This window comes from Butyricimonas muris (assembly GCF_046365375.1).
Taxonomy (GTDB): domain Bacteria; phylum Bacteroidota; class Bacteroidia; order Bacteroidales; family Marinifilaceae; genus Butyricimonas; species Butyricimonas muris.
Window position 1 is genome coordinate 130,973 of record NZ_JBKEIT010000012.1, and the last position, 15,399, is coordinate 146,371.

The 15,399-nt window shown below is 42.4% G+C and carries 11 protein-coding genes and 1 tRNA gene; 4 read left to right on the top strand and 8 right to left on the bottom strand.

The window, feature by feature from the left end:
- Positions 1 to 46: 46 nt before the first annotated feature.
- Both ACK8P8_RS18490 and ACK8P8_RS18495 read left to right on the top strand, forming a co-directional pair.
- Complete coding sequence (locus tag ACK8P8_RS18490; RefSeq protein ID WP_369859772.1) at positions 47 to 1,072, top strand: endonuclease/exonuclease/phosphatase family protein; 1,026 nt, start codon at positions 47 to 49, stop codon at positions 1,070 to 1,072.
- A gap of 80 nt (positions 1,073 to 1,152) precedes the next feature.
- A complete protein-coding gene (locus ACK8P8_RS18495) occupies positions 1,153 to 2,331 on the top strand; it encodes an ATP-binding protein (protein WP_410026138.1) in 1,179 nt (392 codons plus the stop codon).
- Between the two features lie 197 nt (positions 2,332 to 2,528).
- On the opposite strand, the gene ACK8P8_RS18500 is transcribed toward ACK8P8_RS18495, so the two are convergent.
- The 7 genes from ACK8P8_RS18500 to ACK8P8_RS18530 form a co-directional block, all read right to left on the bottom strand.
- Positions 2,529 to 3,806: a thioredoxin family protein gene (locus ACK8P8_RS18500; protein ID WP_369859770.1), complete on the bottom strand. Its 1,278-nt coding sequence runs from the start codon at positions 3,804 to 3,806 to the stop codon at positions 2,529 to 2,531.
- A gap of 92 nt (positions 3,807 to 3,898) precedes the next feature.
- Entirely contained in the window at positions 3,899 to 4,666 is a 768-nt protein-coding gene (locus tag ACK8P8_RS18505; protein WP_369859769.1) for a hypothetical protein, read from the bottom strand.
- Positions 4,663 to 5,313 carry a hypothetical protein gene (locus tag ACK8P8_RS18510; RefSeq protein ID WP_369859768.1) on the bottom strand — a complete coding sequence of 217 codons (651 nt, stop codon included), beginning with the start codon at positions 5,311 to 5,313 and terminating at the stop codon, positions 4,663 to 4,665. Before ACK8P8_RS18510 ends, ACK8P8_RS18505 begins: the two co-directional genes overlap by 4 nt.
- Positions 5,298 to 6,893: a RagB/SusD family nutrient uptake outer membrane protein gene (locus tag ACK8P8_RS18515; protein ID WP_369859767.1), complete on the bottom strand. Its 1,596-nt coding sequence runs from the start codon at positions 6,891 to 6,893 to the stop codon at positions 5,298 to 5,300. Before ACK8P8_RS18515 ends, ACK8P8_RS18510 begins: the two co-directional genes overlap by 16 nt.
- Before the next feature lie 12 nt (positions 6,894 to 6,905).
- A complete protein-coding gene (locus tag ACK8P8_RS18520; RefSeq protein WP_410026139.1) occupies positions 6,906 to 10,496 on the bottom strand; it encodes a SusC/RagA family TonB-linked outer membrane protein in 3,591 nt (1,196 codons plus the stop codon).
- Positions 10,497 to 10,594: 98 nt separating this feature from the next.
- On the bottom strand, positions 10,595 to 11,755 hold the full coding sequence (locus ACK8P8_RS18525; protein WP_369859765.1) for a FecR family protein: 1,161 nt from the start codon (positions 11,753 to 11,755) through the stop codon (positions 10,595 to 10,597).
- A 110-nt stretch (positions 11,756 to 11,865) separates the two neighbouring features.
- Positions 11,866 to 12,447 (bottom strand): RNA polymerase sigma-70 factor, encoded by a 582-nt coding sequence (locus ACK8P8_RS18530; protein ID WP_369859764.1) that lies wholly within the window; start codon positions 12,445 to 12,447, stop codon positions 11,866 to 11,868.
- Positions 12,448 to 13,142: 695 nt separating this feature from the next.
- Between ACK8P8_RS18530 and ACK8P8_RS18535 the strand changes: the two genes are divergently transcribed.
- A tRNA-Ala gene (locus ACK8P8_RS18535) sits at positions 13,143 to 13,216 on the top strand.
- 347 nt (positions 13,217 to 13,563) lie between these two features.
- Here ACK8P8_RS18535 and ACK8P8_RS18540 read toward each other — a convergent pair.
- Complete coding sequence (locus tag ACK8P8_RS18540) at positions 13,564 to 13,803, bottom strand: hypothetical protein (RefSeq protein ID WP_369859763.1); 240 nt, start codon at positions 13,801 to 13,803, stop codon at positions 13,564 to 13,566.
- A gap of 865 nt (positions 13,804 to 14,668) precedes the next feature.
- On the opposite strand from ACK8P8_RS18540, the gene ACK8P8_RS18545 reads away from it, so the two are divergent.
- Positions 14,669 to 15,379, top strand: a complete 711-nt coding sequence (locus tag ACK8P8_RS18545; RefSeq protein ID WP_369859762.1) for a hypothetical protein — start codon at positions 14,669 to 14,671, stop codon at positions 15,377 to 15,379.
- Positions 15,380 to 15,399 lie beyond the last annotated feature (20 nt).

Consider the following 15,399-nt stretch of genomic DNA (forward strand, 5'->3'; position numbering starts at 1 on the left):
AAATTTAAAATCATAAATTAATTTGGTTCGTCTATTTAACACGGTTATGAGGATCATCACGATTGCGGCAATGATCGGCTTGCTGGGAAGCTATACTTCCCCGTATGTAAACCCGAACACGTTTTATCCTTCGTCACTACTGGGACTCGCTTACCATTACCTGTTAATAGCAAATATCATATTATTCCTCTATTGGCTCTTCCGGTGGAAGAAGATCGCCATTCTTTCTTTTTTAGTCATCGCTTCCGGGTACCCGTTTATCACAACTTACTATGCCTTAAACCCCAAAGTAGCACCGGACGCACCTCACGATCTTTCCATCTTGACTTACAACATCCGGCAAATGAACGCGAATAACTGGATGCAAGAAAAAGACGCACCAAAAAAAATCATGGATTACATCAACAACAGCGATGCAGACATCGTGTGTATACAGGAATTTCCCAACCGGGACGCTTCTTTCCAGAAATTTCCGGAATACAAATACCGCTATCGCAACAAGGATGTTGCCTTAATCTCCCGTTATCCTATCATCCATAAAGGAATAATCAAATTCCCTCCCGGCAATGCCGCCGCTTGTATTTACGCGGACATCGACGTGAAAGGTGACACCGTCCGGGTATACGCCATTCATTTGGAATCCTATCGTCTTGGCAACAAAGAAGAACAAATCTATAAAAACCTGACCAGCGGTAACACGGAAAACGCCACGCAAGGTGTCAAAAAGATATCCTCACGCCTCGTTCACGCGAACCGCAATCGAGCCAACCAAGCCGTTGAAATCAAAGCCCACATGCAACAATCCCCTTACCCCGTGATCATATGCGGCGACTTCAACGACACGCCTCTCTCCTATGCCTATCATACTTTATCCACCGGAATGACCGATAGCTTCAACGAAAAAGGACGTGGCCTCGGGAACACTTACATCGGGGAATTCCCCTCGTTCCGTATCGACCACATCCTGCACACACCATCATTCAAAACAGTATCCTATACCCGGGATACTGTCAGGTATTCAGACCATTACCCCGTGAAAACGAAACTAAAATACGCCCCTTCGCATAAATAACAGCAAGAAATTATCATGTAATAAAACTTTCGTTATATCATATTTTAACTAAATTCTGTGGTTGTAACCGCAGAATTTATATGAATTTTGCGGTTACAACCACAGAATTTCATATATTTGTTCAAAAGAAAGTTTATATGATAAACAGGGAAATCTACAATTCAATACTCGCCGATTTTAAAAGAAAAAAAGTTATTGTACTTCTAGGTGCAAGACAAGTCGGAAAAACAACATTACTGGAAGGACTATCTTCCAAAGAAAAGAAATGCTTATTCTTAAATTGTGACAACCTTGACGACAAGTTGTTGTTAGAGGAAAAAACATCGACAGAACTCAAGTTATTGTTATCATCTTACGAGATCATTTTTATCGATGAAGCCCAAAGAGTAAAAAATATAGGTCTGACCATTAAAATGATCGGTGATTTAAAACTAGCCGGACAAGTGATTGTTACAGGTTCTTCTTCTCTTGATATGGCAAATGAAATAAATGAACCGGCGACAGGACGTATCATAGAATATCAACTATTCCCATTCTCGTTATCCGAACTTGCAGCTCATACATCCGAAAGAGAAGAACAACGTTTATTGGAACAAAGAATGATTTACGGTCTTTATCCTGAAGTTATTAACGAACCGACCGATGCCAAACGAACTCTAGTAACTCTTGCCAACAATTATCTCTACAAAGACCTTTTCACTTACAAGGGAATGAAGAAGCCTGACATCTTGCAAAAATTAGTCAGGGCTTTAGCATTGCAACTAGGTAGTGAAGTATCATATAACGAATTAAGTAATTTATTAGGAGTGGACAGGGAAACCGTGGAAAACTACATCAATCTCCTTGAAAAATGCTTTGTTGTCTTTAGACTGGATTCATTCAATCGTAACCTTAGAAACGAAATAAAAAAAGGGAAGAAAGTATATTTTTACGATAATGGAATCAGGAATGCTGTCATTTCTAATTTTGCACCATTGGAACTACGGAATGACGTGGGTGCGCTTTGGGAAAATCTAATGGTATGCGAAAGAGTAAAACGTAATTCTTATTCCAAAAACTTTGCCATTCCATATTTTTGGCGTACCCATGACCAAAAAGAAATTGATCTAGTAGAAGACCAAGACGGGATATTAACAACCTTCGAATTTAAATGGAACACTAAAAGTAAAAACTCCATACCGAAAATCTTTGCAGAGACTTATCCCAACTCAATTTTTAAAGTTATAACACCTGACAACTTTTGGGAATTTGTCAAATAAACGGGATAACCGATAACTTCAACGAAAAAGGACGTGGCCTCGGGAATACTTACATCAGGGAATTCCCCTCGTTCCGTATCGCCACATCCTGCACACACCATCATTCAAAACAGTATCCTATACCCGGGATACTGTCAGGTATTCAGACCACTATCCGATTCGAAGTGATCTGAAATTCAGATAAAGCACGCTACTTTCTATAAACCTTCCATATATTGCTGTATCATCCGTTGCATATATTGCATCTGCATTTGATCAGAAATTCCGGCACTTACCACGAAAGCCTGGTTCAAACATTGCTTGGCTTTTTCCACGTTATCCATATTCTGGAAACATTGAGCCAGTATTATCAAAAAGCGGGTATGCATTTGCGCATCCATATCTTTCTTTTCCAGAGCCTTCGTGATCCAATCAATGGATTTCGTGTAAGCATTCTTTGACAACTGCCCGTTGTAAGCCATCGACAAATCCTCCAGCGCCTGCCCGTAATCTCCCGCCTCAACTTGATCTCCTTTTCCGGCAAAATATTTATCCATATTCTCGAAGAACTTCGCCTCGTCATGCCGGTATAAATAATAAGTTGCGTCCGCCAGCAACGTGATCGCATCCAGCACGCTCAATGAACCGAACGAAATTTCGGAATACACCGGTTTCAAATCCTTGTTCACCCGATCCAAACGATCCTTGTAAGCCAAATCACCTTTCTTACATAACTGAACAATATACCCGTTATTCAAAGCGATTAAGTAACCCGCGACCTCTTTATTTTTCGTCACTTGAACGAATTTGTCATAATTGGCGACAACAAAATCGAATACCGGATCCTCTTTAGAAGTCTGCGGGTGATATAACATCAATATCTGAAAGTCCTTCTCATTAATCATATTCTCCAACTTCTTGTTCTTCAAGTAAGCCGGGAAAAGACTCTCGATCCGGGTCGCCCATTTCTGCCGATCATATTCCTCCTGTGTCGGCAAGAAAAGAGGTGCATCCAATAACAATTGCTGATGCAAATCCAAATCGTTCTTTTTCTTCTTGAACTTCTCGTACATTTGTATGAAACTCAACTCTTCGCCTCTCGCAATCTTCGCTTCTTTCAGGAGGGCTGCTGCCTCCATTGCTCCTTGCGCCCGCCTCAACTCTTTGCCTTCGCCATTGATAAATACCATCGTGGGCAAAACCTTCACATCGTATTTCTTCGTCACCTCGCTATTCTCCTTCGCCTCCACGTTTACCTGCACGCAAACAAAATGAGCGTTAAAATAATCGCCCACCTCCGGCAACGTGAATATCCGTGTAGCCATCGCCTTGCAAGGTCCGCACCAGTCCGCATAAAAATCAACGAACAAATCCTTTTTCTCTTCCTTCGCCTTCTTCAAAGCCTCGTCAAAAGAGCCCTTGAACATCACCATCTGGGCAGACAAATTCCCTAGCGTCCCGATCAGGAACGCTAACATATAAAATAATTTCACCATAAACTCCGATTTAATTTATAAAAGAATTATTATTCAAGATTTTATGACCGTGACAGACCGTCCCGTCACGAATCATAAATCTCAAAATCAAACTATTTATCCACTATAAAAGTATACACCTTTTCCAATACAGCACGCTGCCCCTCGTTCTCAATCTCTATTGACACCACGTACCTTCCAGCGGGAGCTTTGCAATCAAACGCAACATTCATACGTCCTCCCCCCATAATGGTCAACGATTGACGAAATAATTCAGCATTTCCCGGGTTATCGTTTTTCACGTTCGCGATAGCATACGACAAAGGTTCTGTCCCCAACACACTTTCAATAGGCTGGGTTACCCACGGGGATTGATATTTAATCCGATTTTCAAGTTTAACGATTTCACTTTTCATCATCGCTTCACTTTCAAATCCCAACTCTTGGGCAACCTTATCAACTGTATTCTCTTCAATATCTGCTATTTGCTTCCCAAATGCCCTATATTCAGCATAAAGATCATTATACGAGGCATTCAATTCCGCCATTTGTCTCTCAAGCTCGTCATATTCCTCATCACTAATACCCGGGTCATACATCTGATCCTCCAAATCATATATTTGATCCATGAGGGCATCCAATTCATCTTCCATTGCAATTTCCTGCTTTTCGAGTTCTTCGATCTCCGCGAGTAAAGACGACATACCTTTTTCATAATCAGCGCTATATTTATCCAGAGTACTTTTAACGTCATAAATATGCAAACTGTCTATAGCATACGCTGCATTTTTTATGTCCAGATATCCGACTTCGACATCGTTACAAGCGAAGAAGCCCAACGAACATCCGACTAATAATATATACCATATTTTTTTCATCATCTATTCATTAAAAAGTTATTTAGATCAAAGTCATAATTCAAAGATTGTACTACTCCATTATTGGTTTGAATATTCGACGAGGCGACGACCTCTGGCTTTGCCTCTATGTTATTCTTGATAGCAATATACAAATGGAAGGCTCCCGCGTGTTCCATTCCTTGATACGGATCTTGCAATTTCCACAAGAAAAGTTCGCCCCGCAAACTTTCGCAAACGGCTCCTTCTTCTTCTGTTATTTTTTGCCCGATAACCAACCGCCTTCCCGAGGGAATATCTTCCGTCATAATCCTTTTAGGCACAATCAAGGCTTCCAAAAGCTTTTTACAGTCAGCCGCATCAATATCGCTTATGCGGGTATAACCTTTCTTCAGCAAGTAACGACAAATAACATGATTCGTAATCCCGAAAAAAGTAATCTGCTTGTACTCACCGGTACCATCAAAAAATGATTTCATACCCGCGTACTCGATCATTACTCTCGTGGAGTCCCAATCATAACCGTCCGTGTGGAAATAATCCCACATGGAACAATCGTGTACACCCTCTGCCAATCTTCCATCGATATATTCGTATTTCGTGCAGGAACAAAATACCATGGCTACCACGATAATTATTCCCTTGCATATACTTTTTATTGTTGACGCCATAACCAATAACTATTTTGTTTCATTAATGTGTTTTTCTCGAAAGAGTTACGAGCGACAGGGAGGTAAAGCGCCCCATCTTTCACGTCAGCATCTGTCAGACTCTTGTACGCAGAAGACAATTCCTCCCGGAAATATCCGTTTCGTACGATATCATAATAGCGCTGCCCTTCACCAAAAAGTTCCCGTTCCCGTTCATGGAATATCTCTTTCCGTAGTTCTTCAATATCTGCAGTACCGCTACCCTCGTATCCCTCGAGTCCTGCCCTTACACGAATTGCATCCAAATCATCCTTTGCCGGCTTCGCCATATTCAACCGAGCCCGGCATTCAGCCCGAAGCAAAATCAAATCCGCCAAACGCCAAACAACCCGATCTCCTTCCATTACCAGTAAAGGCGCAATCCCTTCATTGTGTTCAATCACACTCTGATCCGTTGAATAATATGGCTCATTCCATTTATTTATAAAGGCATATTCAGAATAAATCGGTTTCTCTACAATATCTTGTACTTCATCATCCCATACAGTTTCTGTACCTACCTGCTGTTGACCTAAATCCTTCCAGAACTCCTTTCTCCGGGCATCCGCCTCTTCCGGAAAGATTCTTTTCACGGTAGCAACCAACATTTTTTTCTGTCCGGGATCTTCTATATCCGTGAAATTAGTTGGAGAATAAGGATAGTTAATCAATGCTTGCCCGGGGTAAATAGGATAAAAACTCACTTGCGCCTTTCGGTCGTCATCCTGATTATTTACAGCAATACTAAAAATAGTTTCATCACTTTTTCTAACAGATCCTAACGTGTTCTTTATCATATCTGCCACGGTCAGTTCCAATTTATATACCCCGACTTTTCCATCAATCACGAGAGACGCGTGTTCCTCCGCCTTTCTCCAGTATTCCTCCTTGCCGTACAATCCGCCCATCCACGCGTAAATATTGGCAAGCAAAGTATGAACCGTTCCCAGACTGGCGTATTGTTTAGAAGTTACAGCATCGCCATGTGCATCCGTCAATTTATCATACGTGGGAAGTATTAATGCTTTTTCAGCAGCCTTTAAGGCTTGTGCGAACAAGGAATCGACAGGACTTTTGCCAACAGCCTCGGTAGATTCCGTCGGCTGGGCCAAGGGGGCATCTCCCCAGTTTTGAGCCACGTTGAAATAGGCAAACGCTTTTATAAAATTAGCTTGAGCGATCCAGTAATCAGCCCTCTCTTCCGAAATATTCTCGAAACGGAACCTATTTTCTTCAAGCATATTCGCGAGATAAATCGCGTTGTAATTCTGCGACCAACTCAACATATACATCTTGCTCATAAAACTCTGGGGCTCGAGTTCCCGATAGCCTTCATTGTCCGCAAGGCTGTCACACTGTAACCCACACCATCCAAAAGGATGGACGATCGAAGAAGCACAAATATTTTTCTCGAATCCGAACATGGATATCAACGTACTTTCCAAGTCTTGCTCGCTCTTAAAGAAATTCAAGTAAGTAACAGACTTCTCGGATTCGATATCCAGCCAATCGTCACAAGCAAAAAGCGGTAAAAAGAATAAAATGATAAATATTTTTTTCATAATCTCTCTTTTTTAGAAATTAACAGTCAAACCTATAGTGAATTTCCTTGGCAACGGATAAGTCTGCAACATATCTATACCACTTGTAATATCCACCGTTTCAGGATCCAAACCAGAATAATTCGTGATTAAAAACAAATTTTCCATTGTCAAGAAAACACGCACACCACTAAGCCCGATCTTTTTGGCAATCCGGTCATGTAAATTGTAACCAAGCGTCAATTGTTTCAAACGAATAAAATTCACGCTCTCGATATTTTTATCAAACCCACCGTCAAACTGGAATGCAAGGCTAGAGTAGTACTGATAGCCGGGAAAATCATAATTACTACGACCGTTTCCATTCCACATATCATATTTCCGAACATCATTTAGCAATGGAGCTTCATCCCCATACGAAACGCTTGCGCGCTGATATTTTGCTTGATTCACGATATGGCGTCCCAGGGAATACACGAAGAAAACATTCAAATCAAGTTGTTTCCATCGAATCTCATTGGAAAAACCGCCATGGGCTAACGGGAGAGGCGTCTCCGCGTAATACCTGTCATCTTCATCAATTGTTCCGTCACTATTTAAATCCAATATCTTACGTGTTCCTTGAAAAAAGATTCCATACCCCCCATTCGTGTTCAAGGGTTTAGGCATACCACCTTCCTTATCAATATAATACACGGGCACCTCATCCGCTGCGTTATAGAACCCGTCTGTTTTAAACACCCGGATTCGATATAACGGCTTACCTAATACATTGTTCTCAAAATCATAACCATCTATCGTTTTATCCAAACGATTCCAGTTACGCGAAACGTTGAACTTCATTCTCCACTTCACGGCTGTTTCCCGGAAAATGTCTGCAGTAAGTTCCAACTCGATACCCTGGTTAGACGTAGCCAATGCATTTTGCCACTGGAAAGTATGAAAATATATATCTCCCGGAAGTTTTACATTATTCAGTTGTCCCTTCGTACGGCGATAATAATAATCAAGAGTAAACTTCAGCCGGTAATTCAGAAAACTCATATCCAACCCCACGTCATATTGATCGGTTTCTTCCCAGGTCAATTTCCGGTTTATCACACCGCCGTTTTGATCGGGCACGATACCGACATTACCGTAAAAAGTATTCTGGCTACCCCCCATTAAACCATGCGCCAAATAGCGTTGATTAAATTTTTGACCCGATCTTCCCCAGCTGGCACGAATCTTCCCGATACTCAACCAATATAGAGGTTTCACGAAAGATTCATCCGAGAATATCCATCCGATAGCGAAAGAAGGGAAAGTCGCCCAACGTACTTTCTCCCCGAACACGGAAGAACCATCCCGGCGAACAGTGGCTTCAAACATATACTTTTCTTTATAATTATAGGTCAAACGTCCGAAATAACTATTCAAATGTTCTTCCTCGAAATCAGACGAGTAATTGAATGCCGATATCCACTCCTGAGTTTTCGATCCCGCATCCGCATCGTCAACCAATCCTTGTTGGTTTCCCCAAGTACCTTGAACATAGTGGGTATAATCATTCGGTCCTTTTTGGGCGCGACCCGAATTAGTATAGTACTGGTTCTTCAGGAACGACAACCCCAATAAAACACTGAAATTATGATTTTGCTTCAAGGTAAGAGAATAATTCAATAAATTCTCGTTCTGTAAAGCGATATTTCTGGATATCGCACCTTCCGATTTCGACCAGTGGTGTCTTTCGTCATTCGTGCTCGGCTCAAATTGATTCATGTTTTGCTGGCTATAGTCAATTCCACCCGTGATACGCAAAGAAAGATTCTTGATAATCTCGTAATTCAGTACCATATTATAGCGCGCGGAATAATCATGATTTTTCTGTTCCACGCTATTCGCCCTGCCCAACAATTCTTCCACTACATTCCCGTTACTAGGAAGTAAAGAGGACGTCTTCATCGGATCAACCGTCATCCCTTCAATCTTAGCACCCCCTTTGGCTCCCCCCTTGCTTCTATTGGAATACCCCAAGGCGATTTGATTATCCACCGTCAATCGTTTCGTCGGGTGAGCCGAAATATTGGTCATCACGTTAAGACGCTCGAAATCGCTGCCATACATGATACCTTCTTCTTTAAAATAACCGGCACCGATCATATAAGTGACCTTATCTCCTCCCCCGCTCGCCTGTATATTCACGTTGTATACATTCGCCGTGTGATAACTATACCTCCACCAGTCCGTAGAATTATTATAAAAACTATTCAAACTATCCTGCAACACGAATGAAGTATTCGCACCTTTTTGCGTCCCGTAAAACCAGTCATAATAAGGTTGGTTACTTTCATTCTTTGCCGCGAAGTTATACACTTCCCCGAAAGACGAAGGCATTCTCCATGTCCCGTCAGCAGCCTGGTAAGGGGTTCTCGTGTTACGCAATCCTTGAAGATGGTACCAACGTTCCAATTGTCCCCCGCTCTGCTCCGGTGTCCGAGGCAACCAAGATGCAGAATAAGAAGCGTTCACCATAAATTTTGCCTGTCCGGAACGTCCTTTTTTCGTGGTAATCAAAATCACCCCGTTACCCGCACGGGAACCGTAAATAGCGGATGAAGCGGCATCTTTCAAAACCTCGATAGACTCTATCATTGAAGGATCCAAAGATGACAATGTGTTCGTTCCCGTGACAGGTGAAGTAAAAGCTTGCATCGGGACTCCGTCAACTACATATAGCGGGGTGCCGTATGCCCTGTCGGCTCCCTCCGCGTCTTTTCCATGGGCATCTTTCACGAAGAAAGAATTGTATCCCCGGATAGCCACAATTGACCCACCGCCACCGGGAGCCCCGGAAATATTATTCACTTCCACACCCGCCATGTGCCCTTGCAGCAAACTCTCGAAACTATGCGTGGGTAATTCTTTAATATCGTCCGCTTTAATAGAAGAAATTGAACTGATCACCGTCCGTTTCTTCTGTTGCCCGTAAGCGATTACCTGTACTTCATCCAGTCCGGCAACATCCTCCTTCAGGATTACCCGGATAGAATCCCGCATACTTTCCGTGAAAGCGATTTGCTGTGGCTTGAAACCCACGAACGAGAACTCCAACGTTCCCTTCGTGATCGGCAAATGCAACGCAAACTTACCGTTCTGGGCAGTTGCAGTACCTACCGTGGTTCCCATGAGTTTTACCGTCACGCCCGGCAAAGGCTGTTGCTTCTCGTCCAATACCACCCCCGAAACCAGTAAGCCCTTTTGCCCGGAAGCCGTCGTTTGCACGGACGGGCGCACGACAACCACGTTTTCCTCGATCTCGAAACGATAATTTTTCCCGAAAACGAGGGGAAGCACCTCTTTCAAGAGCTTAGCCGTCACGTCCACGGTCACCTTTTGATTCGCATCGACCTCCCGGTTGCTAAAAAGGAAATCTTTACCAGTTTGTTTTCTCAATTCTTTAACGACATCCCCCAGCGGCATATCTTTCACGTGGAGAGTGACCTTGTTATCTTGGGCGTTTGCCGGCACCGCCGCTATGCACAAGCCGCAAAACAACAAAACCCAAAACGCTCTCGTCACCCGAAAAGACCGCAAACAGAAACTCCGGGGAGCCTTTTGTTGCATGGTTTGATTTTTTTCCATAACTTTGTATTAATAGTTTAACATCACTAATCCCGAATCCTACTTCGGATTAGTTTCTTGAACAAGACGGTATCTGCGCTAACAGATGCCGTTTTTCCTTATAATGAAGCTGTCACCGTCACCGTGCGACCGGAAACCGTGAAGCAAACATCCGTCGTTTTCTCTATCATATCCAATGTCTGCCGGATAGAATTATCTCTCCAAACCGCTCCCGTGAACTCGTAAGACTTCAACTCCTCGCTCGCCCAGAACACCTGCAAGTCGTACCACCGTTCCAGTTGCAACAATATCTCTTCCAACGGCATTCTTTCAAAATAGAATCGTCCATTAATCCACGTGATATAATCCTCCGGATTTACCTCTCGCACACGGATATTTCCCCCCGACAAAGCCGCCTGTTGACGAGGTTGTAATACAACAGCCGTATCGGACATCATTCCCGCGACCTTCACGCTCCCTTCCACCAATGTCGTGAAAATTTGCCCGTTCTCCGGATAAGCATTGATATTAAATTCCGTTCCCAATACCTCTATCATAGCATCCCCGTGCACATCCACCCGGAACGGGCGTGTCGTATCCCGTTGCACCTCAAAATATCCCTCGCCTTTCAAGAATACCTTTCTTTCCCCCGAAGCAAATTCTATCGGAAAACGCAACTCGGAATCAGCATTCAATCGTACCCGACTGCCGTCATTTAACACCAGCGTGTATTCTCCTCCCCTCGGAACGATAATCGTGTGATAAGACAACTTGGGATTCTCAGCCTTCACCGTGTTGTACATCAACGTTCCCAACGTATCTACCGCTAAAGCGATCCCATCCTCCCGCCGGATCGTGTCCACGTGAGGTTTTGACAACTCCACCTTTGTCCCCCCGTCCAGCACCAAGTAAGCCCCGTGCAGACCGGTAGTGTCCGCGATAGTATTCTCCGCGACAAGTTTCGGCATCTGCCCATCCTCCCGGTACAACAAAAACAATATTCCCAATGCTAACGGAAGCATCAACACGGCGGCATACCTCGCGAAACGAAGTATTTTCCGCTTCCTCGTCTTCTGCCTTAAATCATCCTGTATCTTTTCCCATATCCGCTCGTGATTCGCCTCCAGTCGGGTTTCTCTCAAACGAAGCAATTCCTTTTTCACGTGGGCATATTCATCCTTTCCCAACTCCTTTCGCAGTTCATCCCACCTTACCGCTTCCCCTTTCGTAAGGAAGCGGCATAGTATATTTTCAATATGAACAGTATTCTCTTCTTTCATTTCTTCATCTTATATCCCATTAACAAGATGAGAAGAAAAAAGGGTGAAAGAAAAAGATATTTTTTTCAGAATAAAATCAAATTATATTTACCTCATCACGATGAACACCTCTATTTCAATAGAATAGTCAAAAGTACAATCAATACTTTTCCCGGAATATTCAAATCGGAACGTAATTTTTTATACCCGAAACGCACTTGTGTCTTTACCGTGTTGATCGAAACACTCAACTGGTCAGCTACCTCCTGATACTTCAACCCTTCCACACAACTAAGAATAAATATTTCCCGACATTTCTCCGGTAATCGGTCAATCGCTTCCAACAACTGCCGCCGCAATTCTTCCAGTTCATCGTCGTCTTCCCAACAAAATTCATCCTCGTCGGAATGTAAAACCGCCTGCCGATATTTTTCCTCCACTCGCTCACGCACTTTCTGGTTAATGCATATATTTCTTACCGTTCGTTGAAGATAACCGTAAATCGACTCCGAGTAAGACAACTTCTCCCGCATCGTCCAAAAACGCACGAAAGCCTCCTGCACCAAATCTTCCGCCACGTCCTGATCCCGGCAAAAACCCATGGCATAAGCATACAACATATCCACGTACGTTTTAAAAAAATACTCAAACGCACATTTATCACCTTGCTGCATTCGTGAAAAATAATCCCGTTCCTTCTCTACTGTACTCATTTACGCCAATTTTGGAAGGCAAATGTAACAATAATAAGCAAATCACGAAACACATTTCCAAATATAAATACCAATCAACATGTCAAAGAACTTCTCCAATACAAAGATACTACCCGCCTTACCCTTTCTCCAACCATTTTTCATAAAGAGTCCACGTGTTTTCATAAACACCCCCGTTCAAGACATGAACACACCTTCAAGCAATCTATATCCCGTACCGAATCCGGCCTAATCAGTACACACGCCTACACCACACTCTGAACATTCCCGCATCAAAAACACTCCCAAGCGCCTTTGATGCGGGAGTGATTCGAAAGTGATGCGTGTTTGACACGGGAATTCCACGGGTTCTCTTCGGATTCTGCCCGAATCCTAATATACCACATACCCCCGCAACCACCTATCAACTAACCGAAAAGAAAAATCCCGAACATAAAGGTCATCTTTCCCCTAAAGTAAGCTCCTTCATTCAATGTTCTACCGTTATTGATTCGCCATAGATATACCCCGAAGCATCTCTACACTGTATATACAACAAACGCACAACCACATTACAACTCAAGTATTACCCATTTACATCACGACATTAGGCGGAATAAACCAAATGTAAATCAAAAGTTTACTTCACCACCCGGAAAATTCATATCCAAGAATTTTCTATTTTCAATAATTTATCTATATTTGCATCCGCAAACGGGGAATTAGCTCAGTTGGCTAGAGCGTTTGAATGGCATTCAAAAGGTCGTCGGTTCGATTCCGATATTCTCCACAAATAGGGTTTAAAATACTGAAAATCAACAAATTGCACTTTAAGTACTGTTTTCGGATTTTTCTGTTCTCTTTTTAGGTTTTGGAACGACATTAAAAAAACAGGAAAAAATGGAAATAAGAATTGCTAAAAAAACAAATTGATTGAATCCAAAAAATAGAACGAGGATTCAAAGCGTGTAAAATCAAAGAAGAAAAATACATTCTTGCTGAAAGATTAATCAAAGAGATTACAACTAAATTAAAAATTCCCGCTTCTTATATATTACTTAGGTTGTAAATTCCATTCTCCCGTTTTCGTGTCAAACACCCATTTCAAGCACTTCATATCCTTATTCCATTCCGGCTCTATCTCTTCGACGCACAATCCAAACATCTCAACAACACGTTTCCTCTACCCGCATTCCCGATCAACCTCTTCCTAATCTTCTTCGCCATAACCTGCAATTGTTCGTAACTCTCGAACTCATCTTCCGGCGAAATCGACACCTTCCCCAAATACTCCAACACGAACAAAAGCACCGTGTTATTATCACCCATGCTATCCTCGGTACACCTAACGGGTACACTGCCGCCAAGATCACACATAATACGATAACTGAATACCAAAAGCGATAAATAAAAAATGGGGCAGGTCACCATCACGGCCCTACCCCTATAAACTGAAATTTTCAAAAAATTGTCACGGAAATTGTAACAATATCTTTATATGTAACGTATGCTCTTACTTGTAAAGAGCCTCCGGTCTCTTTTCTTAAATCGTTTGCTCGATGAAATAAAAAAAGAACGCTAATAGCATACCGGAGGCTAACCCTTCTTATGCAACTAGCGTTCTTTATTTCATTCGAGCACTACAAATATAAGTATTAATTCTTTCGGTTGTAACAAATTGTTGTTATTTTTTTCTACTTTATCGTAAACCACTGTAATAAAATGACATCCTAAAATCAAGAATCAGAGTTCATCCATTATCTTCCAATCAAAGTCACCATAGCCTAACTATACACAAAATTCCATATCATAATAAAAGCATCAACTTCCAACAATGGAATCATGAAAATTAACAATCGTAACAGGAACAAATGATACAAACATCTTTTCTCGGAATTATTGTATCCCCGGGTATCGCGGTAATGACGCGAGATAGCTCTATCTTGTCGCAAATCAAGCCGCACAGCATATAATTGAGAATATTCTTATCTTATTTTCAAATTTAATTCTTATATTTGTGACTTCATAAGCCATGATTTTTTGGTTTAGTTAAACGCCGATCCTCGCACGGGAGAAACCCCACACACAATACTTTTCAGTTTCTCCCGTGCATTCTTATAATACATAACTCCTCGCGCATCTGCTTCCCAATCACCCGTATAGACATATCGACCTGTCTGAATCTAAAATTGGCACAGAATATGCTGCAATTATTTCCCGTAAAACCTAAAACAACAACAAAATGGAAGTTATTGCAGCACGTTCGATGAACGCTCTCTACATGTATCTGGACTTCGCTTTCCTGCTTTTCTTGGGTGCAACCCTTGTTTACACCAAAAGATACCTTGCCATTATCGTGGGGTTACTTGCCGGAGTGCTCTATTTTATAGTCGATTATGGCTATTTCTATCTTTATTTGGGTACCCGTTCGGTAGAAGGAGCTGATCCCTTTTGGTTTTTGCTCTGGTTAAGCATGAGTTACGGTTTCACGAACTTCGTGTGGCTCTGGCTTTGGCTCGACCGGGATAAAAGGGCTCTCGAATGGTCGATACTCATCATCGCCTCATGGTTCACCTGCTCGCTTCTCAGCCAGAACTTCGGGGGCGGGTTCGCCCCGATATCCATATCGCGGGGAACCGGAGCGTATCACGGTATTATGGCATTAATCCTATTTGTCGGCTACGCCATACTCTGCATACATAACATAAAGACCAAAGACGAAAGCCAAAAAATCAACATCGTCTGGATACTCGCCATTGGCATTCTAGTGCAATTCGCGTGGGAGTTCGTGCTTCTGGTAACGGGTATACGCAATCCCAGCTTCATGACCATTGTAGTAAATTCACTTCTGGAAACCAATCTCGGTTTACCCTACATGTACTTTATCCATCGGGCTGTAAACAAACGTTACCATGAAGATCTGACGAAAAGAACAAATACGCTTGCCGCGTAAAATACAATTTCGTAATTTAG

Excerpts from the sequence above, each read along its gene's own strand:
- ACK8P8_RS18490 (WP_369859772.1), top strand. The coding sequence starts at position 47 with ATGAGGATCATCACGATTGCGGCAATGATCGGCTTGCTGGGAAGCTAT.
- ACK8P8_RS18495 (WP_410026138.1), top strand. The coding sequence starts at position 1,153 with ATGAATTTTGCGGTTACAACCACAGAATTTCATATATTTGTTCAAAAG.
- ACK8P8_RS18500 (WP_369859770.1), bottom strand. The coding sequence starts at position 3,806 with ATGGTGAAATTATTTTATATGTTAGCGTTCCTGATCGGGACGCTAGGG.
- ACK8P8_RS18505 (WP_369859769.1), bottom strand. The coding sequence starts at position 4,666 with ATGATGAAAAAAATATGGTATATATTATTAGTCGGATGTTCGTTGGGC.
- ACK8P8_RS18510 (WP_369859768.1), bottom strand. The coding sequence starts at position 5,313 with ATGGCGTCAACAATAAAAAGTATATGCAAGGGAATAATTATCGTGGTA.
- ACK8P8_RS18515 (WP_369859767.1), bottom strand. The coding sequence starts at position 6,893 with ATGAAAAAAATATTTATCATTTTATTCTTTTTACCGCTTTTTGCTTGT.
- ACK8P8_RS18520 (WP_410026139.1), bottom strand. The coding sequence starts at position 10,496 with ATGGAAAAAAATCAAACCATGCAACAAAAGGCTCCCCGGAGTTTCTGT.
- ACK8P8_RS18525 (WP_369859765.1), bottom strand. The coding sequence starts at position 11,755 with ATGAAAGAAGAGAATACTGTTCATATTGAAAATATACTATGCCGCTTC.
- ACK8P8_RS18530 (WP_369859764.1), bottom strand. The coding sequence starts at position 12,447 with ATGAGTACAGTAGAGAAGGAACGGGATTATTTTTCACGAATGCAGCAA.
- ACK8P8_RS18540 (WP_369859763.1), bottom strand. The coding sequence starts at position 13,803 with ATGTGTGATCTTGGCGGCAGTGTACCCGTTAGGTGTACCGAGGATAGC.
- ACK8P8_RS18545 (WP_369859762.1), top strand. The coding sequence starts at position 14,669 with ATGGAAGTTATTGCAGCACGTTCGATGAACGCTCTCTACATGTATCTG.